Here is a 19485-nt window from a genome sequence, read left to right as displayed (position 1 = left end):
GGGGAACGTCATGAAGAAGTTCTTCGTACTGCTGCTCGTTGCCGGCGCCGGATTCTTGATCTGGCGCAAGGTGTCCGAGGACAACAACGAGCGCGATCTCTGGGCAGAGGTCACCGACACCTTCGAGTGACGGTCTCTGCGAGGTAGTTCCGCACGATCTGGGGCCATGGCGCAATTGGTAGCGCACCTGCTTTGCAAGCAGGGGGTTAGGGGTTCGAGTCCCCTTGGCTCCACAGAGTGAACAGGCCGTCGGCCGGGTCTTCGACCCGGCGGGCGGCCTTTCGCGTTCCTGCACGCCGCGGACGGGCCGCGGTGGCCCCCCGAACGCAGAGAGCCCCGACCGGTATCGCCGGTCGGGGCTCTCTGGCTCTGCGTGGTGGACTCAGACGGTCGGCTTCTTGCCGTCGGTCGTCGCGTCGCCCTCGTCGCCCGACGGCGCAGCGTCCTTCGCCCGGGTGGTCGCCTTGCGCGTCGCCTCCTTGGCGTCGCTCACGGCCTCCTGGACCTTCCCGGTGATCTTCTCCCCCGCGTCGGTGACGGCCTCCTGGACCTTCCCACCCGTCTCCCGTCCCTTGGCGACGGCGGCACCGGCGGCCTCGCCGACGGCCTCGGCGGCGTTGTTGACGGCCGCGCGCGCATCCTCGAAGGTCGAGGCCGGAACCTGGTCCCAGGGCTCGGCCCAGGGGTCGGTCGTGGGCTGCGCCCGGCGCCACAGGACGTAGGCGCCGCCCGCTGCCGTGACGCCTCCGACGACCCACCAGAGCGCCTTGCTCTTCTTCTGGGGGTCGGCCTTCTCCGCGGCGGCGGTGAGCTTGGCAGGCGCGGCCTTGGCAGCCTTCTTGGCAGAGGCAGCCGACGTGTCGAGCCCCTTCCTGGCGGCCTTGGCGGCCTTCTTCGTCGCCCTCCGGGACAGCTTCTCGGCAGCTGCTGCCGACGCGACGGTCGCGGCGGCCGCGGCCTCGACGTTGCGGGAGGCGGCCTCGGCGGCTGCCGCCGCAGCGGCGTTGAAGCTCGCGACGATCTTGGGCAGGACCTCCTCGACCAGCTTGTCGTGGGCCGTGTCGATCGCCGGGCTGGCCTTCTCGGCAGCCTTCTCGACGCGGGGGGCGGCCGCCTGCAGGCTGTCCTGCCACGCCTTCTCGAGGCGGGGGGTGAGCCACTCGACGAAGGCCTCGACCTTTGGCTGGCCCCACTCCTTGGCCTGGTCGGCGAGCTGGGCTGCTGTCGTCTGCGCCTTGGCTCCTGCGTCGCCGACGAGCGCGGCGACCTCGGCTGCCTGATCCTTGATCTTCTCGGAGTCGATCGAGGAGATCGTGTCGTTCACGACTCGGGCGGAACGGCGGGTGCGGTCGGACATGGAGCCTCCTGTGTTCGCGGTGCTGGTGATGCTCGCTGGGACTCCACTCTGCCACCGTGCCAGGGGACCCGCGAGACAAGCGCGCCGAGGCGTTCGACACCAGTCGGGCGACTGGCGGGAGCCACAGGGCCTCGTGTGAGAATGAGGTCATGTTCGCAACCCTCCACACCACTGCTGGTGACATCCGCATCGAGCTCCTGCCGAACCACGCGCCCAAGACGGTGGCGAACTTCACCGGTCTGGCGAAGGGCACCACGACCTGGACGGATCCCCGCACGGGCGCCGAGAGCAACGCGCCGTTCTACGACGGGCTGATCTTCCACCGCGTGATCCAGGACTTCATGATCCAGGGCGGTTGCCCCCTGGGCACCGGGACCGGCGGTCCTGGCTACACCTTCAACGACGAGATCCACCCCGAGCTCCAGTTCGACCGCCCGTACCTGCTGGCCATGGCCAACGCCGGCTCGCGTCGCAACCCGGTCTCGGGCGAGGTCGAGGGCACCAACGGATCGCAGTTCTTCATCTCGACGATCCCCACGCCGTGGCTCAACGGCAAGCACACCATCTTCGGCGAGGTCGCGGACGACGAGTCGCGTGCCGTGGTCGACGCGATCAACACGACGCGGACTCGCCCGGGCGACCGCCCGGTCGACGACATCGTCATCAGCTCGGTCACCATCGAGGACTGACCATCTCCGTCCCCGCCTTCGGGACACCGGAGCCGGCCCAGCCGGCTCCGGTGTGTCCCCGACACCCCGACCGAGTCTCCTACGTCCGCTGCCAGCGCTGCGGACGTCCGGCCTGCCCCGAGTGCCAGCGGCCCGCCGCCGTCGGGGTGCAGTGCGTGGACTGTGTGCGGGAGCAGGCACGCACTGTTCCGCGCACCCAGACAGTCCTGGGGGGCACGGTCCGTGGGGGCCGCCCCGTCGTGACGCTGACGATCATCGCGCTGTGCGTCGGGAGCTGGTTGCTCCAGCTCGTGACGGGCGGCGAGTGGACCCAGCAGCTGGCCTTCGCCCCCTTCATCGGCGAGGTGGAGCCCTACCGCTTCCTCACCGCCGCGTTCCTCCACTCCACGGGTGTCTTCCACATCCTGTTCAACATGTACGCGCTGTGGATCACCGGGCCGTTCCTCGAGCAGATGCTCGGTCGGGTGCGGTTCGTCGCGCTGTACGTGCTCGCGGCGCTCGGAGGGTCCGTCGGGGTCCTTCTCCTGGCCGACCCGGCGACGCAGAGCTGGTACACGGCGGTCGTGGGCGCGTCGGGCGCGGTCTTCGGGCTCTTCGGAGCGATCCTGCTCGTCCTGCGCCGCCTCGGCCGGAACGCGACCCAGATCCTCGTCCTGATCGGGATCAACGTCGCGATCGGCTTCATCCCGGGCACCAACATCGCGTGGCAGGCGCACCTGGGTGGGCTCGCCGTCGGGCTGATCCTCGGGGCGGGGTACGCCTACGCGCCCAAGGCGCGCCGCACGGTGTGGAGCGTGGGCGTGACCGTGCTCGTCGCGGTCGCCCTGGTGGCGCTCACGGTGCTCAAGTACTCGTCGGTGGCGCCGGGGTACGTGGCGTTCTGACCCGACTATTCGACCTCGAATAGTTATCCACAGAGTTACTCACACCTGTGGAACTACACCCGTGTAGTTATCCACAGCCTCGGTGGCTGGGGATTCGTCGAGCGAGCAAGGGTGGGTCCGCAGCACTGCGGACCCACCCTGCACCGTCACCCACGGCGGCGAGGGACGACCACGACGGCTACTTCCAGCGCGTCGTCAGGACGAAGCCCGCGATGATGAGCGCGAACCCGATCGCCAGGTTCCACTGGTTGATCGCCGGGATCGGCAGCCCCAGGCCGTTGCTGGTCAGGTAGAAGATGACGATCCACGCCAGGCCCAGCAGCATCAGGGTGAGCATGGTCGGGACGAGCCAGCGGGGGTTGCCCGTGTCAGGCTTCTTCACCTGCGGGGCCTTCACCTTGACTGGCTTCTTGCGAGACTTCGACTCGGGCACGAGAGCTGGCTCCTGTCCTCGGTATGCGTGTTCCTGGCACGAGAGCTGTGCAGGAGCTGTGTCGGGTGGGACGAAGCGGCGTTGCGCGACGTCGTGAACGGCAACGCCATTCGACGTCTAGCGTAGTGGGCGGACAGAATGGCCGTGTGCACGGTGACCGGAGGTGAGCCAGGTAATGAGCCAGGACGACCGGAGCCTCGACGCGCCCCGCCGCGGCGACCAGGGGGACGACGGCCCCGAGCCGTCCGCCGCGGGCGAGACGACCCCGGCGGCCGCTCCCCCGGTCTCTCGTGGACGGCGCTTCCGGTCCAGCATCACGGTCCTCCTGGTGCTCGCGCTCTCCGGACTGATGTTCACGGCGAGCGCCAGGCTCGCTCGCAACCAGGACGGTCGCCACCCCCAGAACCTGACCGACCTCGTGCAGAACGAGGAGCGCCGCGTCGAGAGCATGACCGGGCAGGTCGTCGACCTCGAGGCCGAGGTGACGGCCCTGGCCCAGGACCTCGCTCCCGCCGAGCTGACCTCCCCCGAGGTCGTCGTGAACACGGGCATCGTGGCCGGCTCGGTACCCGTCACCGGACCCGGCCTCAGCGTGACCCTCGACGACGCCCCGCCCACCCAGCAGTCCCGGAGCGCCAACGTCGACGACCTGGTCGTCCACCAGCAGGACCTGCAGGACGTCATCAACGCCCTCTGGGCCGGCGGTGCCGAGGCCATGACCCTCCAGGGCCAGCGCGTGACCCCGACCACCGCCTTCCGCTGCGTCGGCAACGTCCTCAACCTGCACGGCCGCGTCTTCTCTCCGCCGTACGTCGTCTCGGCCGTCGGGGACACCGCGGCGCTCCAGGCCTCGCTCGACCGTTCGCCCGCGATCGGCATCTACCAGGAGTACGTGGACGCGTACGGGCTCGGGTGGAAGGTCGAGAAGTCGTCCTCGCTGGACATCCCTGCCTTCGAGGGCGCCACCGACCTGCGGTATGCGCGCGTGCCCGGCGAGAAGGACCAGGCGTGACGGCGTCGTCGGGACCGGTCCGCCACGTACGCCCCGACGGCCGCCGACGTCCCCGCGCGCGCCGCAGCGCCGCCTCGACGGTCGCCGGGGTCCTCGGCGAGCTCCTCATCACGGTGGGCGTCCTCCTCGGTCTGTTCGTCGTGTGGCAGCTCTGGTGGACCGACGTCCAGGGAGCCCGTGAGCAGGCCGAGGTGCTGCAGAGCATGGGATGGGAGGTTCCCGCGGACGAGGCCGTCGAGGTCCGGCGCGACGAGCCTCCGGTCGCCGAGCAGCCCGCGGTCGGTGACGTGTTCGGACAGCTCTTCGTCCCGCGGTGGGACGACGCGGTGATCCCCCTCGCACAGGGGACGGACAAGCGCACGATCCTCGACAAGGCGATGGCGGGCCACTACCCCGAGACGGCCATGCCCGGAGCCGTCGGCAACTTCTCGCTCGCGGCGCACCGCATGACGTACGGCGCACCCTTCCACCGGGTCGAGGAGCTCGAGGTCGGCGACCCCCTCGTGGTCCGCTCGAACGACACCTGGTACGTGTACCGCGTGACCGAGGGCTTCGTCGTCCAGCCGAACCAGGTCGAGGTCATCGCGCCCGTCCCCGGCCAGCCGGGCGTCGAACCGACGCAGCGCTTCCTGACCCTCACGACGTGCCACCCGATCGGCCTGAACTCCCTGCGGGAGCGGTTCATCGTGCACGCCGAGCTCGACTACTGGCTGCCCGTCGCCGACGGACTGCCGCCCGACCTCGTGGGCCACGTGCCCGACGAGCTCGTCGCGGCCCCCCCGGAGGCTGCCGAGGGCGCTGACGGGTCCGCTCCTGCGGGTCTCGCCGGGGTGCGCGCCGTGGACACCGTGACCGGCCCGACGAACGGGGGACGATGATGTACGGAGCGCTCTGGCGTGTGCTGCCAGGTCCGGCGTGGCTCCGGGTGCTGCTGCTGCTCGTCCTCGCGGCGGCCGTGGTGCTCGTGTGCTTCGAGTGGCTCTTCCCGATCGTCGCCGAGTACATGCCGTTCAACGAAACGACCGTCGAAGGAACAGGTGGGTAAGGGATGGTCCGCATCCTCGTCGTGGACAACTACGACTCGTTCGTCTACACGATCGTGGGGTACCTGAACCAGCTGGGTGCCCGCACGGTCGTCGTGCGCAACGACGCCGTCCCCGCCGTGGGCGCGGACGGCCGGTACCGGGACGACGACGGCGCGTTCGACGGCGTCCTGGTCTCGCCCGGTCCCGGCACCCCCGCCGAGGCAGGGCAGAGCGAGGAGGTCATCCGGGCCTGCGCCGCCTCGCGCACGCCGATGCTCGGGGTGTGCCTGGGCCATCAGGCTCTCGCCGAGGTCTACGGGGCGACCGTGACGCACGCACCCGAGCTCATGCACGGCAAGACCAGCCTGGTCGAGCACGAGGACACGGGCGTGCTGGCGGGCCTCCCCTCCCCCTTCACCGCGACGCGCTACCACTCGCTCGCGGTCGTCCCCGAGACGGTTCCTGCCGAGCTGGTCGTCACCGCCGCGACGGAGAGCGGGGTCGTCATGGCTCTCCAGCACCGCGACCTGCCGCTGCACGGCGTCCAGTTCCACCCCGAGTCGGTGCTGACCGAGGGTGGGCACCGTCTGCTCGCGAACTGGCTCACGCTGTGCGGGGCGTCGGACGCGGTAGAGCACTCGGAGGGCCTCGCGCCGCTCGTACGTCGCTGACGGGGCCGCTGAGGACCCAGAACGAGGGCGCGCAGGGCTGGACGGCCGCCGCCCGTCGGCCGCCGCGGCGCCGCGCACCAGGGCCCGGCCCGGGGCCGGGCCCGCCCCCCCCCTGGGGGGGGGGGCCCCCCGCGCGTCGCCGGTCCTACGGCTCGCGACGGAGCGTCACGGGGTCGGGTTCCCGCCGCCCCCGCCGCCGTTCCCGCCGCCCCCGCCGCCGGCGGGCGGGCCGCTCGAGATCACGAGGTCGACCGTCGTCCCCTCGGCGATCGCGGTGTCCTTCGGCGGGTTGGAGGAGATGACCTGCCCCTTGGGGACGGTGGCCGACTCCTTGTCGGTGGTCTTTCCCAGGTTCAGCTGGCGGCCACCGAGTGCCTCTTCGGCCTCGTCGCGTGTCAAGCCCTCCATGTCCGGGACGTTCGTCATCTCCGGACCCGTCGGCACGGGGGCCTTGGCGATGGTCAGCGTGACCTTCTGGCCCTGCTTGCCCGGGCCCGCGCCCGGGTTCTGCTTGATGACCGTGCCGGCCGTCTTGGTGCTCTCCTCCTCGATGATCGCGTAGCTGAGGTCGATGTCGTCGAGAGCCTTCTCCGCGTCGGCCTGAGGAAGACCGACCAGGTCCGGGATGTTGACGAGGCCGCTCGAGATGAAGATCTTGACCGACGAACCGGCCGGGGCGCTCGCGTTGGCAGCCGGGTCGGTCCGGGTGACGAGCCCCTTCTTCACGGTGCCGTTGTCCTCCTGGTCGATCGTCGGGTCGACCGCGAGACCGGCGCCCTCGATCTCGGCACGGGCCTGCTCCTGGGAGAGGCCCGCGACGCTCGGGACGATCACGGCGTCCGGGCCCGCCGAGAAGTACACCGTGACCTCGGTGCCCTCCTTGACGGACTCGCCGCTCTGGGGGTTCGAGCTGACGAAGACGTCCTTGGGAAGATCCGAGTCCTGGTCGATCGCCTTCAGGAACGTCAGCCCCACCGCGTCGAGGGCCTGCTCGGCCTGCTCCGGGGTCGTGGTCGCGCTGAACGTCGGGACGGTCACCGTCTTCGGCTCGGGCGGTTGCTGGTTGAGCAGGATCATGGCGATGATCGCCGCGATCGCGACCACGCCCACCGCGATGAGCGCCCACATGAGGCCGCGCTTCTTGCCCGAACCCTCGTCCTGCGGCTCCCCCTCAGCGAGGGGCCCGCCGGGCTGGCCCGGGGGGACGGCGGCGGGGACCCCGGTGGTCTCCCACGGGTTGGGTGGGCCCGCGACGGCAGGGCTCATGACCTGCGTCGCGTTCTCGAGGGGGCCCTGCACCTGGGTCGCCGCGAGAACGGCTCCGGCGGCGGCAGCCGCTGCGACCCCGAGCGCGGGCGCGGTGATGTGCCCGCCACGGACCGCGTTCTCCAGATCGTTGCGGAACTCGGCGGCGCTGCTGTAGCGGGCCGTGCGCTCCTTGGCGAGCGCCTTGAGCGTGATGCGGTCGAGGACCTCGGGGACGTCCGGGGCGAGGTCGCTCGGCTTCGCGGGGGCCTCGCGCACGTGCTGGTACGCCACGGCGACCGGGGAGTCGCCGATGAACGGCGGGCGTCCCGTGAGGAGCTCGAAGAGCAGGCAGCCCGTGGAGTACAGGTCGCTGCGGGCGTCGACCGTCTCACCGCGGGCCTGCTCGGGAGAGAGATACTGCGCGGTGCCGATCACGGCGTGGGTCTGCGTCATGGTCGCCGCGGAGTCCGCGACGGCACGGGCGATGCCGAAGTCCATGACCTTGACGGCACCCGTCGGGGTGATCATCACGTTGGCGGGCTTGATGTCGCGGTGCACGATGCCGGCGTGGTGCGAGTACTCGAGGGCCGACAGCACGCCCGCGGTGATCTCGATCGCCTCGTCGATCGGGACGGCCTGCCCGTCGCCGAGGATGTCGCGGACGGTGTGCCCCTCGACGTACTCCATGACGATGAACGGCACGTGCGCCGTCCCGCCGCCGGGCTCGACGTGGGTGTCCTCGCCCGTGTCGTAGACCGCGACGATCGCAGGGTGGTTCAGTGCCGCGGCGGCCTGTGCCTCGCGGCGGAACCGGGCCAGGAACGACGGGTCGCGCGCGAGGTCCGAGCGCAGGATCTTGATCGCCACGGTCCGTCCGAGACGGGTGTCGTGGCCGATGTGCACCTCGGCCATACCGCCTCGGCCGATGAGCTCACCGACCTCGTACCGGCCGGCAAGTACCCGGGGAGCGTTGTCCACCACTTAGGAGTCCTTCGATGTCGTCGGGGCCGAGGACCCAGAAGGGCCCGGCACAGTACTGAGCATCATCCCATCGTCGGACGTCAGGTCCGGGGACGAATGCAACGATCTGGTCACGTTCGGGGCGGAACCGGCCCCCTCGGAGCGTTCGTCGCCGCCTCCCACGAGGGTCGCGACGAGCACGACCAGCAGGAGCCCGAGGAGGGCGAGGAGCGGCCACGAGAACCCCTTGGCGAATCCACCGATCCGCTGGCCGGTCGTGGTCGACGTCCTGACGGGCGGCGCGTCCTGGGACGCGCGCCGACGCTCGGCGCGGGTGACCCCAGCGGGGGCCGCCCTGCCGGGGCCGCCCTGCACGGTGGCGCGCGACGGCGTCGGGCCTGACTCCGTGCGGCGCGGGCGCGTGGCCGACGCGCCACCGTGCATCTCCCGCCGCGGCGGGTACGAGCGCGGTGCGTCCGTGGGCGGGTCCGCCGCCACGGAGGCCGAGGCGCGCTCCCACGGGAGGGCGGTCGGCTCGGCCGGGCCGGGGACGGGAGGCGCGGGTGGAGGCGGCGGTGGAGGCGGGAACGCCTGGCCGTCGAAGACGGGAGTGCTCGGGGGCGCGGCCGACGCCGCGGAAACCGGCGCGGACGCCGCCGACGGTGCGGAGAGCGCCGAGTGACCCGAGTAGCCCGACTGGGCCGAGTAGCCGGACTGGGCGGAGTAGCCGGACTGGGCGGACCGTGCGGAGTCCTGCGACCGCGGGGACGAGATCATGGGCAGCGGGCGCGACCGCAGCTCCTCGGGGATCTCGAGCGGCGTCGGCGAGCTGGGCGGCGGCGCCGCGCCGTGGCGGGCCGGCTGCGCCCGGCGAGACCGACGTGACGGGCCGCCTGCGCGAGCGGTCGCCCCCCACGGGTCGCGTGCGATGGTCTCGACGAGGTCGTCGAGCGTCTGTGCGAGCGCCGACGCCGGCATGGGCCGCGCCTTGGGGTCCTTCGCGAGCATCGCGTAGATGAGCGAGGCGAGCGACGGGTGCACGTGCGCGGGCAGCGGCGGCACCTTCTCGTTGACGTGCGCGACCGCGATGTCCACGGGGGTCGAGCCCGTGAACGGCCTGTTCCCGGCCACCGACTCGTACGCCACGATCCCCAGCGCGTACACGTCGGAGGCGCCGGTCGCGGCCTGGCCGATCGCCTGCTCGGGCGACAGGTACTGGGCCGTGCCCATGACCATGCCCGTCGCCGTCATGGGGATCTGGTTCGCGGCGAGGGAGACCCCGAAGTCGGTGATCTTCACGACCCCGCGCGGCTCGAGCAGGATGTTGCCGGGCTTCACGTCACGGTGCACCACGCCCGCGACGTGCGCGGCGTGCAGCGCCCGAGCGGTCTGCGCCAGGATGGGCAGGAGCTTGGAGGGCATGAGGACGGGCTCGCGCTCCAGGAGGTCGGCCATGGGCTCGCCCATGACGAGCTCCATGACCAGGTAGCCCGACTGGTTCTGCTCGCCGTAGTCGTACATCTGGGCGATGTTCGGGTGCGACAGCGCGGCGCTGTTGCGCGCCTCGGTGCGCAGGCGCTCCAGGAAGTCCTCGTTGCCCGCGTACTCCTCGCGGAGCAGCTTGACCGCGACCTCACGCCCGAGCGCGCTGTCGTTCGCGACCCACACCTCGCCCATGCCGCCGATCGCGATCCGGCGCACGAGACGGTAGCGGTCGCCCAGCGCGAGCCCTTCCACGGGCCTCACTTGTTCAACACCGCCTCCATCACTGCCTTCGCGATGGGGGCGGCCACGGCACCGCCGGTCGCCTCGTTGCCGCGGTCGCCGCCGTTCTCCACGATCACGGCGACCGCGACCTGCGGGGCGTCGGCGGGGGCGAAGCCCGTGAACCACGCGTGCGGGGACTTTTCCGGGTCGTTCTCGGCCGTGCCGGTCTTCCCGGCGACCTGGACTCCGGGGATGCGCGCGGGCTTGCCCGAGCCGTTGTCCACGACCCCGACCATCATCGACGTGAGCTGCTGGGAGACCGTCGGGGAGACCGACGTGCGCAGGAGCGACGGCTCGGTCTGCTCGACCACGTCGAGGTCTGCTCCCCGGACCGTCTGCACGGTGTAGGGCGTCATCTGCTTGCCGCCGTTGGCGATCGCGGCCGACACCATGGCCATCTGCAGGGGCGTGACCTTGACCTCGCCCTGGCCGATCGAGGCACGCGCGAGCTCCGCAGCGTCCTCGGTGACCTCCGCGGACGGGAAACGGCTCGGCGTGACCGTCATAGGGACGGAAAGGTCCGTGTCGAACCCGAAGGCCTCGGCCTGGTCCCGCATCGCGTCGTCGCCGAGCGTGACGCCGAGGTCCGCGAACGCCGTGTTGCACGAGATCCGCAGGGCGTCCGCGAGCGTCTGCTCGCCCGTCGGCGAGCAGCGGGTGCCGCCGAAGTTCAGGAGCGTCCGCGTCGAGTTCGGGTACTGGTACTCGTCCGGGGCGGGGATCACTGTGTCCGGCGTGTACTGCCCGGACTCGAGTGCCGCCGCAGAGGTCACGACCTTGAACGTCGAGCCGGGCGGGTACGTGTTGCCCGCGATGGCCCGGTTGACGAGCGGGTCGCCGTCGGCGTTGATGAGGGACGTGTAGGCCTCGCTCGCCGCCTTGGTGTCGTGGTTCGCGAGGACGTTCGGGTCGTACGACGGCTTGGAGACCATCGCGAGGATCTTCCCGGTCGACGGCTCGATCGCGACGACCGCGCCACGCTGCTCGCCCAGCGCGTCGTACGCGGCCTGCTGGGCCGCGGGGTCGATCGTGAGCTCGACGGACGCACCCTGGGGCTTCTGGCCGGTGATCATGCCCTGGAGCCGGTCGATCCACAGCGTGCTCGCCTGGCCGTTGAGGAACGCGTTCTCGCTGCGCTCGATCGCTGACGTGCCGTTGACGATCGAGAAGAACCCGGTGACGTGCCCGAACACGGGCCCGTTGGTGTAGGAACGCTGGTAGCCGTACGGGTCGTCGACCGGGGTCGAGAGCGCGACCGACTCCCCCGCGACGACGATGGGCCCGCGGAAGTTCCCGTACTCGCGGTACACCTGTCGCTTGTTGCGCGGGTCGTTGTTGAGCGAGTCCGCCTGGACGAACTGGATGTAGGTGGTCGAGACCATGAGCGCCAGGAACATGACGAGCACGACGGTCGCCACGCGGCGCAGGGGGACGTTCACAGGTTCTTCCGCTCGGTGTCGTCGATGATCTCGGTCGCCCCGGTCATCGGGTCGCCACCGTCCTGGGGGCGGTCGGTGCGCACGACCTGCGTGGGCAGGTCCTGGGAGGGGGCGCCACGCGAAGGCCCGACGGCGGCGCTCGCCTCGCCCGCCTCGACGGCCTCCTGGGAGCCCGCGCCCACCGCGACGGGCTGAGGGCCCGTGCTCGGGCCGGTCGCCGTCTGCGACGGGGCGACCTGGCCGCGCACCGGCAGGGACGACGGACGGCGGGCGTTGTCGGAGATCCGGAGCAGCAGGCCGACCACGAGCCAGTTCGCGAGCAGCGACGAACCGCCCTGCGCGACGAACGGCATGGTCAGGCCCGTGAGCGGGATGATGCGGGTGATCCCGCCGATCACGACGAAGAGCTGCCACGCCATGACGAACGCGAGGCCGCCCGCGAGGAGCTTGCCGAACCCGTCACGCACGCCGATCGCGGTCCGCAGGCCGCGCTCGACGAGCACGAGGTACATGACGAGGATCGCGAGCAGACCCGCGAGCCCGAGCTCCTCGCCGAGCGACGTGTAGATGAAGTCCGAGTAGGCGTACGGCACGAGACGCGGATAGCCCTGGCCCCAGCCGGTGCCGGTCAGCCCGCCGTTCGCGAGCCCGAACATCCCGCCCACGAGCTGGCCCGAGCCCCCCGGGTCACGGCCGAAGATCTCCGGGGCCAGCGGGTTGAGCCACACGTCGACGCGTGCCTGGACGTGGGGGAACGCCGACGCGGCGACGACGGCACCCACGGCGAACATGCTCAGGCCGATCGCGACCCAGCTGAACCGCTCGGTCGCGATGTACAGCATGGCGACGAAGAGCCCGAAGAACAGGAGCGAGGTACCCAGGTCCCGCTCGAAGATGAGGACCGCGAGCGAGGCGGCCCACACGATGACGAGCGGGCCGAGGTCGCGTAGGCGCGGCAGCTGGAGCCCGAGGACCTTGGGGCCGGCGAGCGCGAGCGTGTCCCGGTTGGTCACGAGGTAGCCGGCGAAGAAGATCGCGAAGGCGATCTTCGCGAACTCGGCGGGCTGGAGCGACATGCCCGCGATGTTGACCCAGATGCGGGCGCCGTTGATGTTCCGGCCGATGACCGGGAGCAACGGCAGGACGACGAGCACCAGACCGACGATCATCGCCGTGTACGAGTACTTGCGCAGGGTCCGGTGGTCCTTGAGCAGCCAGACGACGCCGCACGCCGCGACGACGCCGAGCACGGTCCACATCAGCTGCTTCGTGGCGAGGTCCGACGGAGAACCCACGATCGAGCCACCGATGGCGATGCGACCGATCATCGCGAGGCCGATGCCGTTGAGCGCGACCGTGACGGGCAGGATCACCTGGTCGGCGTAGGGCGCCTTGATCCGCAGGACCACGTGCGCGCCCACGGCGAGCACCACCAGGACCAGGCTGTGCAGGAGGAAGTTGTCCGGGAGCTGGTCCATGAGCCCGAACCCGACCGAGGCGTACGAGCCGATGCCGAGAGCGAGGGCGAGCACGAGCAGGCCCGCCTCCGCCCGGCGCGACGGGCGCTTCGTGGAGGCTGCGGTGTGCGGCTCGACCGTGGCCATCAGGGCGCCGCCGGGGGAACCGTGGTGTCCGCGGGCGGGACGGCGGGATCGGCCGGTGCGACCGGGTCGACGGGCGGGACCGTCTCGGCGTCCGCGGGGGACGCGGGCTGTTCCGTGGTCTCGGTCTCGGTGTCGGTCTGGGCGTCGGCCACCAGGCGGGTCGCGCGTTCGCGCGCGTCGTCGAGGGACGTCGCGCTGATCGTCTCCTGGAGGCGGTCGACGACGTACGGCGGCAGGTCGTCGACCTTGTCCCCCGTGAGCTCGACCGGGGTCGACAGCGTGAGCGGACCTGCGCTCGTCGGGACGCCGCGGAACACCGCGACCTGGCCGTCGGAGACGCCGACGTAGTACTGGTCCTGGGTCCAGCGGTACCCGTACAGGGCGCCGGCACCGATCACGGCCAGCACGACGACGGTGACCACCGGGGCGATCCATCGTCTGGTGCGCTTGGCGGGCCGCACGTCAGAGTCGTCGCCGGCCACGACCACGGTGCCTTCCGTGCCGTCGGCGGGCGCCGGGGAGGTGTCGGTGGACTCCTCGTCCGCGGCGGCCTGCTGCTGGGCGGCGCTCGCCGTGGCGACGAGCGAGGCCGCCCGCGCGGCCGGACCGTCCTGGGCGGACGTCGGGCGGTCGCGGTCGATCGCCGCGGAGCCGACGACGACCGGCGCGGTCGAGGGCCCGGCGCCGTCGGGAAGGGTGTCCAGGTCGACGACGTCGACGACGACGACCGTGACGTTGTCCGTGCTGCCCGCGCGTAGCGCGAGGTGCAGGAGGCGCTCGGCGCACTCGTCGGTGTCCTCGACCGAGATCAGGGTCTGCTCGAGCGTCTCGAGGCTCACGAATCCCGAGAGGCCGTCCGAGCAGAGCATCCAGCGGTCACCCGGGCGGGCCTCGCGGACCGACATGTCGGGCGTCAGGTCGACGTCGAAGTCGCCGAGTACCCGCATCACGACGTTGCGCTGCGGGTGGTACTCGGCCTCCTCCGGGGTGATGCGGCCGGTGTCGACCAGGTGCTGGACGAACGTGTGGTCGGTCGTGACCTGGTTCAGGACGCCGTCGCGCAGCAGGTAGGCGCGCGAGTCACCGAGGTGCGCCATCGCGAGCGTGTTGCCGCTGCGCAGGAGGGCCGTCACGGTGGTGCCCATGCCCGCGAGCTCGGGCGTCTGCTCGCTGCGCTCGACCAGGTCGAGACGGGCGTTGTCGATCGACGACTCCAGGAGGCCGAGGGCCTCGTCCGGCCCGTGCGACTCGCCGTCGAGCGGGGCGAGGGCTGCCACGGCGAGGGACGACGCGACGTCGCCGCCGGCGTGCCCACCCATCCCGTCGGCCACGACGACGAGGTGCGGACCCGCGTAGCCCGAGTCCTGGTTGTTCGACCGGACCAGGCCCACGTCGGAGAGGGCGGCGTACTTCAGCGCGATGTTCATGCCGGGCGCTACCGCTGCAGCTCGACGATGCTCTGACCGACCCGCACGCCCACACCCGGTGGCAGGGCTTCGATACCGGTGATGCGTCGATCGTTGATGTACGTGCCGTTCGTCGAGCCGAGGTCCTCCACGTACCAGGTCCCGCCCTGGGGGAAGATCCGGGCGTGCCGGGACGACGAGTAGTCGTCGTCGAGGACGAGGGTGCAGCTGGGAGCACGCCCCAGCAGGATCGAGGAGGCCGAGAGCGGGACGGTGGTGCCGCGCAGCGGGCCGGCGGTCACGACGAGCCGTGTCGGCCCGGTCGGCGCAGGGGCCGCGGGCGTGGGAGCCGACGGAGCAGCTCCGCGCGACGGTGCGGAACCGCGCGACGGGGTGGCACCCGTGGCAGGGTGCGTCTCCTGGGTGCCCCGGCCCTTGCGCGCCGTGATCTTGGTGCCGTACAGGTCGCGTCGCAGCACACCGATCGCGGCGAACACGAACACCCACAGGAGGACCAGGAATCCCAGCCGCAGCAGGGTGAACGTCAGCTCGGTCATGCGGAGGGGATCACCAATCCTCGTTGTCGGGCGCACCCGTCCAGAACATGATGCGGGTCCGCCCGATGGTCAGGCTGTTCCCGTCGAGCAGGGTAGCGGCCGGGACCTGGTGGCCCTCGACGAAGAGACCGTTGGTCGAGCCGAGGTCCGTCGCGATCACACCGTCCGGCGTGACCCGGATCTCGAGATGGCGACGGGAGACGCCCGGGTCGTCGACCACGATGTCGGCCTCGGACCCACGCCCGATGACCGTCACGGGCCCGGTGAGCAGGTACCGCTGCCCGTCGATGTCGACCAGAGGGTGACGGGCGCTGGGCGCCGAGCTCGTCGCCGGCGCGACGTTCCCCCGCACGCTCGCGGACCGGAGCTGGAAGCGCCCGGTGTCCAGGGAGTCCTCCTGCTCGAACGACACGCTCACGGGGCCGACGAACGCGTAGTGCTGCGACGCCGCGTGCTCCGTCACGTTGGCAGCGAGCTCGTCGGCGAGCGACTCCGCCCCCCAGCCCTCGACCTGCGCGTAGTCGTCCGGCGACAGCTCGATGGTGAACTGGTTGGGCACGACCGTCCGGTCGCGGTCCACGACCGCGGCCCGGTCGTCGACCTCACGACGCAGAGCGCTCGCCAGCTCGACGGGCTTGACCTCGCTGCGCCCGACCTTGAAGGCGTTGTTGACGACGCGTTCGACGCCCTTCTCGAAACGATCCAGGACTCCCATGCCACCTCCTCCCTCATCGACGTTGCTTCGACCGGGTACACGGTCCCCGGGCAGACTACCTAGATCGTAACGACCCGGGGCCTCGCCGAGCCGGTGATCGGCTGAAGTGGACGGGGAGATCAGGGGGAGATCGGGTGCCGCGGGCGTGAGGCGGTCGCCGGAGCGGGGTACTGTTCTCTCTGGTGCAGCACCGGGCTCCGGCTCAGGTGAGGCGCCTGTGGAAGACCTCTTGGAGGTGGCCCGACGACCGATGCAGGTCTGGGTCGGCTCTCGTGATAATCTTCTGCGGCACGCGCGAGTGGCGGAATGGCAGACGCGCTAGCTTCAGGTGCTAGTGTCCGAAAGGGCGTGGGGGTTCAAGTCCCCCCTCGCGCACGTGATGTACGAAAGGCCCCGGATCGTCGATCCGGGGCCTTCGTCGTACCTGGCGGTCTGCTACCCGCCATGTTCCGTCCTGGTGGGCGTCAGCCGAACACGTGGTGGTAGAACTGCCCCACCCAGTCGGCGAACTCGGGGCTGACGTTGAGCTCCTCGTCGACGGAGTACTTGCTGAAGACGCCGTTCACCACGGTCGGGTCCTCGGCCGTGAACCACGGCCCCCCGCTGCCTCCTGCGGTGAGGTTGTCCTCCTTCGTGACGGTCGACGGGAAGGTGTCCGCGACGCGCCGTCCGAGGCTGTGCCACATGTGCTCGCCGTCGAACGGGAACCGGGGGGTCGGGCGGGCCGGGTAGCCCGTGTTGTCCCAGGTGGTGCCGGTGCTCCCCCACCGGACGCCGGCCGTGCCGACGACGTCGCCGACGCCTCGTCCGTCGCCGTCGGGGGCGACGACGCACAGCCCGAGGTCCCACGCGGACGACTCGTCCGTGGTCCACGCGCTGGGCCACACCGACCGTGTGACGGCCCACTTCTCGTAGGGGGCGGCGCCTGCCGTGTAGGCGGGGACGAAGACGATGTCGGTCGCCTGGTTGCCCCCGAGCACGAGGCAGTGCGCGGCGGTCATGATGCCGAAGCGGTGGACGACGACGGCCGACGCCGTGTGCCGCTTGCCGTCCATGACGAAGAAGAGCTTGCCGACGGTCCGCTCGGGGAAGGACTGGGGGTCCTTGACCCGGGAGGTCTGGGCCGCGCCGAGCAGGTCGAGGCGACCGCCCTCGGACGAGGCCGTGCCGGAGATCGTGCCGCCCGCGCCGGTCGAGGTGACGTCGGTGACCGCCAGGGAGTCCCGGTCGATCGTGACCGAGCGGTCGAGCGGTTCGGCCTCCTCCATCCGCTCGGGGGTCCAGTAGTCGGTGCCCTCGGCGTCGGTCGCGTGGAGTGCGCGGGCGACGTCGTCGGACTCGACGAACTCCGGCTCGTGCGTCGCGGTCAGCGCCCACGGGCCGGCCGGGTACAGGTTGGCGTCGACCGTGTACCAGACGATCGTCCAGCTGCAGCCGCGGTCGTAGTCGCTCTTGACGTAGACGTTGCCGTTGTTGCGGCCGATGATCGTGGCGCTGCGCTTCTGCCAGTCGCCGCCGTTGTCGGTCCGGTTGCAGATCACGTCCCACCCGACGATCACCTTGGAGGTGTCGCGGAACGTGAACACGTTCTCCCGCCACCCGATCTTCCAGTCGGCCGAGTAGTTCTGGGTGACGCTGGCCACGTCGATGCCCGGGGCGTCGCCGCGCTGGAACCCGTAGCCCCAGCGCACGCGGCCCTTGTCGGCGTCGAAGTTCTCCCCCTCGGCCGGCTCGGTCTTCGACGCGGCGACGACCTGGGTGTAGAACGTCTGGCGGTTGCCGACGACGTCGAGCTCGCCGAGGAGCCGCTTGGTGTCCGCCGTGAACGCCTCGATCCGGGGCTGGTCGGTCGGGAGCGACGACTGGTAGGCCTCGAGGTCCTTCTCGAGCCTGCGGAACGGGTCGTCGACGAGCTTCTTGCCGAACTCGGGGCAGGTCTTGACGCGGCTCCGGGCGAGCCAGAACTGGCCGTAGAGGTAGCCGACCTGCGAGAAGACGTCGGGGCTGATGGGCACCTCGCCCGAGATCGACGGGTCGATCATGCGGTAGGCCATGAGGTAGGACTCGAGCGGGGCGGGCGTCTGGGCCCCGTTGAACCAGGGCAGGAGCGTCGAGACGATGGTCTCGGCCGTCCAGGTCGATCCCGACGGCGGGTCGGGGAAGCTGCCCTTGACCCCGCGTGCCGTGATGTGGATGCTGACGTTCGCGCCGTGCTCCGAGGCGACCTTCTCGAACTTCGAGCTTCCCTCGGTGCTGAACACCTGGGGGACCTCGGCGGCCACGGCCGCTGAGAACTTCGTGCGCTGCTCGGTGCTCGTGAACCGGCACTGGTAGGTGACGTACAGCGAGGAGCCTGAACGGTAGCCGGCCACGAAGTAGTCGCCGTACTTCTCGCGGAAGCCCGGTCCGGGCTGGACCGCGAGCTCGTACGACGGGGCGAGCGAGTACTGGCCGTCCTCGACGGACACCTCGGCGACGAGGGTCACCGCGAGGTCGGAGACGGCGAGCTCGTCGAGGAACGAGGTGCTGGCGCTGACCGTGATGCCCTCGATGTTGTACGAGCCCTTCAGCGAGGCGCTGATGAGGGTCTGGACGTCGCTCTCCGCCTGGATGAACGAGTACATGAACTCGGGGTTCTGGGTCGTGCTGGGCGTGACGGTGAACGGCTTGACGGCCGAGGCGCGGAGCTGGCCGGTCACGGCGTCGACGCCGAGGCCCGGCTTGTAGCTCGGCTGCCAGGGCTGGCCGACGACCGTGGTGTTGAGGAGCGTGGTCGGTTGCGTGTTCGATACCTGTCTCATCATCGATCCCCTTGCGTGTTCGAGTGACTACGGATGGTCGTGCTCAGCTCGTCATCGATGCATCACCGGTCCCCTGGTCCGGGTGGGTGCGAGGGCCTCGTCGTCGCCGCCTCCGAGGGGGCGGTGGTGCGGGAGCCTCGCGCACGTCGTCGTGCGTTCCTCACTCTGCTCGACGGCGTCAGGTGTCGTCCTCACCAGAATTGGTGAACTGTGCCGGGGCGTCGTGGAGCCAGGTCATGTGGCCGGAGCGACGGGCGACGGCCACCGCCTCGAGCTGGGACCGCACCTGGAGCTTGGTCAGGATCGACTTGATGTGGCTGCGGATCGTGTGGGTCGAGAGGTAGCGCTGGTTGCTCATCTGCGCCGCGCTGAAGCCGGCGATCATGCCGCGCAGGATGCCGCTCTCGGCGGCGGTCAGGCGGCCCAGGCCGGCGCTCTCGTCGCGTCGCCGCTGCAGCGTGCGGGAGAACGCGACGGCCTCGTGCTCGGTCCGGCCGGGTGTCAGGTGTGCCCTCTCGACGAGCCGGAGCAGCGAGAGCAGGGACGCGGACTGGTTGAGGACCGTGGCGCCCCGCCCGTGCAGCGTGAGGAGGACCGACACGGATCGCACCGAGCCGACGCAGACGCAGGTCGTGAGCGACCCGGACGTGGGCAGGCCCATCCGGGGGTTGCCGTCGTCGTCCTCGATGACGACGACCGCCCTCGTCCGCAGGTGCGTGGGGTCGGCTCGGGAGACGGTGTGCAGGTCGGCCGTCCACCCGCGGGCCACGAGTCCGGCGTGGAGCGCGGGGCCGAGGGCGGTCCCGTGCGGCGCGATGACCGTGATGCTCGGCCGCGAGTTCTCCACGGTCGTCTTTCTGGCACGGGTCGTGAGGGTCGGCAACCGCGGGCCGGGCCTGTCTCGGGGGACCCGCACC

The 19485-nt window shown here is 70.9% G+C and carries 18 protein-coding genes and 2 tRNA genes; 9 read left to right on the top strand and 11 right to left on the bottom strand.

Features of this window, described 5'->3' with window-relative positions; all coding sequences use genetic code 11:
- Nucleotides 1–10 precede the first annotated feature (10 nt).
- Nucleotides 11–130 (top strand): DLW-39 family protein, encoded by a 120-nt coding sequence (locus WFH32_RS15045; protein ID WP_210410998.1) that lies wholly within the window; start codon nucleotides 11–13, stop codon nucleotides 128–130.
- Between the two features lie 30 nt (nucleotides 131–160).
- A tRNA-Ala gene (locus WFH32_RS15040) sits at nucleotides 161–233 on the top strand.
- 149 nt (nucleotides 234–382) lie between these two features.
- Here the strand turns inward: WFH32_RS15040 and WFH32_RS15035 are convergent.
- The gene (locus WFH32_RS15035; RefSeq protein WP_191794678.1) at nucleotides 383–1357 is read right to left on the bottom strand and encodes a hypothetical protein; all 975 of its coding nucleotides are present in this window, start codon (nucleotides 1355–1357) and stop codon (nucleotides 383–385) included.
- A 149-nt stretch (nucleotides 1358–1506) separates the two neighbouring features.
- On the opposite strand from WFH32_RS15035, the gene WFH32_RS15030 reads away from it, so the two are divergent.
- Together WFH32_RS15030 and WFH32_RS15025 are read left to right on the top strand one after the other, a co-directional pair.
- On the top strand, nucleotides 1507–2046 hold the full coding sequence (locus WFH32_RS15030) for a peptidylprolyl isomerase (protein WP_138826988.1): 540 nt from the start codon (nucleotides 1507–1509) through the stop codon (nucleotides 2044–2046).
- A gap of 239 nt (nucleotides 2047–2285) precedes the next feature.
- On the top strand, nucleotides 2286–2930 hold the full coding sequence (locus tag WFH32_RS15025) for a rhomboid family intramembrane serine protease (RefSeq protein ID WP_318243961.1): 645 nt from the start codon (nucleotides 2286–2288) through the stop codon (nucleotides 2928–2930).
- Nucleotides 2931–3108: 178 nt separating this feature from the next.
- Here the strand turns inward: WFH32_RS15025 and WFH32_RS15020 are convergent, their stop codons facing one another.
- Complete coding sequence (locus WFH32_RS15020) at nucleotides 3109–3363, bottom strand: cell division protein CrgA (RefSeq protein ID WP_138826987.1); 255 nt, start codon at nucleotides 3361–3363, stop codon at nucleotides 3109–3111.
- A gap of 175 nt (nucleotides 3364–3538) precedes the next feature.
- Here WFH32_RS15020 and WFH32_RS15015 point away from each other — a divergent pair, with 175 nt between their 5' ends.
- The 4 genes from WFH32_RS15015 to WFH32_RS15000 are packed head-to-tail and all read left to right on the top strand — an operon-like array spanning nucleotide 3539 to nucleotide 6071.
- On the top strand, nucleotides 3539–4375 hold the full coding sequence (locus tag WFH32_RS15015) for a DUF881 domain-containing protein (RefSeq protein WP_225227656.1): 837 nt from the start codon (nucleotides 3539–3541) through the stop codon (nucleotides 4373–4375).
- On the top strand, nucleotides 4372–5253 hold the full coding sequence (locus tag WFH32_RS15010) for a class E sortase (protein WP_191794676.1): 882 nt from the start codon (nucleotides 4372–4374) through the stop codon (nucleotides 5251–5253). Before WFH32_RS15015 ends, WFH32_RS15010 begins: the two co-directional genes overlap by 4 nt.
- Nucleotides 5250–5420, top strand: coding sequence for a hypothetical protein (locus WFH32_RS15005; RefSeq protein ID WP_157283436.1), 171 nt, complete (start codon nucleotides 5250–5252; stop codon nucleotides 5418–5420). Before WFH32_RS15010 ends, WFH32_RS15005 begins: the two co-directional genes overlap by 4 nt.
- A gap of 3 nt (nucleotides 5421–5423) precedes the next feature.
- Nucleotides 5424–6071 carry an aminodeoxychorismate/anthranilate synthase component II gene (locus WFH32_RS15000; protein WP_336708129.1) on the top strand — a complete coding sequence of 216 codons (648 nt, stop codon included), beginning with the start codon at nucleotides 5424–5426 and terminating at the stop codon, nucleotides 6069–6071.
- Between the two features lie 165 nt (nucleotides 6072–6236).
- On the opposite strand, the gene pknB is transcribed toward WFH32_RS15000, so the two are convergent.
- From pknB to WFH32_RS14965, 7 genes are read right to left on the bottom strand one after another with little or no spacing between them, the layout of a single operon-like run.
- Entirely contained in the window at nucleotides 6237–8300 is a 2064-nt protein-coding gene (pknB, locus tag WFH32_RS14995; protein WP_191794672.1) for a Stk1 family PASTA domain-containing Ser/Thr kinase, read from the bottom strand.
- Nucleotides 8301–10025 carry a serine/threonine-protein kinase gene (locus tag WFH32_RS14990; RefSeq protein ID WP_191794670.1) on the bottom strand — a complete coding sequence of 575 codons (1725 nt, stop codon included), beginning with the start codon at nucleotides 10023–10025 and terminating at the stop codon, nucleotides 8301–8303.
- Complete coding sequence (locus tag WFH32_RS14985) at nucleotides 10022–11485, bottom strand: peptidoglycan D,D-transpeptidase FtsI family protein (protein ID WP_191794667.1); 1464 nt, start codon at nucleotides 11483–11485, stop codon at nucleotides 10022–10024. Before WFH32_RS14985 ends, WFH32_RS14990 begins: the two co-directional genes overlap by 4 nt.
- Complete coding sequence (locus WFH32_RS14980; RefSeq protein WP_336708126.1) at nucleotides 11482–13089, bottom strand: FtsW/RodA/SpoVE family cell cycle protein; 1608 nt, start codon at nucleotides 13087–13089, stop codon at nucleotides 11482–11484. Before WFH32_RS14980 ends, WFH32_RS14985 begins: the two co-directional genes overlap by 4 nt.
- On the bottom strand, nucleotides 13089–14516 hold the full coding sequence (locus WFH32_RS14975) for a PP2C family protein-serine/threonine phosphatase (RefSeq protein WP_336708124.1): 1428 nt from the start codon (nucleotides 14514–14516) through the stop codon (nucleotides 13089–13091). The genes WFH32_RS14980 and WFH32_RS14975 overlap by 1 nt, the downstream gene beginning before the upstream one ends.
- Nucleotides 14517–14524: 8 nt before the next feature.
- The gene (locus WFH32_RS14970) at nucleotides 14525–15052 is read right to left on the bottom strand and encodes an FHA domain-containing protein FhaB/FipA (protein ID WP_191794661.1); all 528 of its coding nucleotides are present in this window, start codon (nucleotides 15050–15052) and stop codon (nucleotides 14525–14527) included.
- A gap of 10 nt (nucleotides 15053–15062) precedes the next feature.
- On the bottom strand, nucleotides 15063–15767 hold the full coding sequence (locus WFH32_RS14965; protein ID WP_138826978.1) for an FhaA domain-containing protein: 705 nt from the start codon (nucleotides 15765–15767) through the stop codon (nucleotides 15063–15065).
- 292 nt (nucleotides 15768–16059) lie between these two features.
- On the opposite strand from WFH32_RS14965, the gene WFH32_RS14960 reads away from it, so the two are divergent.
- Nucleotides 16060–16142 (top strand) — tRNA-Leu (locus tag WFH32_RS14960).
- Between the two features lie 89 nt (nucleotides 16143–16231).
- Here WFH32_RS14960 and WFH32_RS14955 read toward each other — a convergent pair.
- Nucleotides 16232–18568 carry a trypsin-like serine peptidase gene (locus tag WFH32_RS14955; RefSeq protein WP_191797088.1) on the bottom strand — a complete coding sequence of 779 codons (2337 nt, stop codon included), beginning with the start codon at nucleotides 18566–18568 and terminating at the stop codon, nucleotides 16232–16234.
- A gap of 178 nt (nucleotides 18569–18746) precedes the next feature.
- The gene (locus tag WFH32_RS14950) at nucleotides 18747–19415 is read right to left on the bottom strand and encodes a helix-turn-helix transcriptional regulator (protein WP_336708122.1); all 669 of its coding nucleotides are present in this window, start codon (nucleotides 19413–19415) and stop codon (nucleotides 18747–18749) included.
- Nucleotides 19416–19485 lie beyond the last annotated feature (70 nt).

It is taken from the genome of Oerskovia sp. USHLN155, assembly GCF_037145535.1.
Lineage (GTDB): Bacteria > Actinomycetota > Actinomycetes > Actinomycetales > Cellulomonadaceae > Oerskovia > Oerskovia rustica.
Note: the sequence above shows the minus strand (reverse complement) of the source record. Positions and strands in the feature narration are given on the sequence as shown.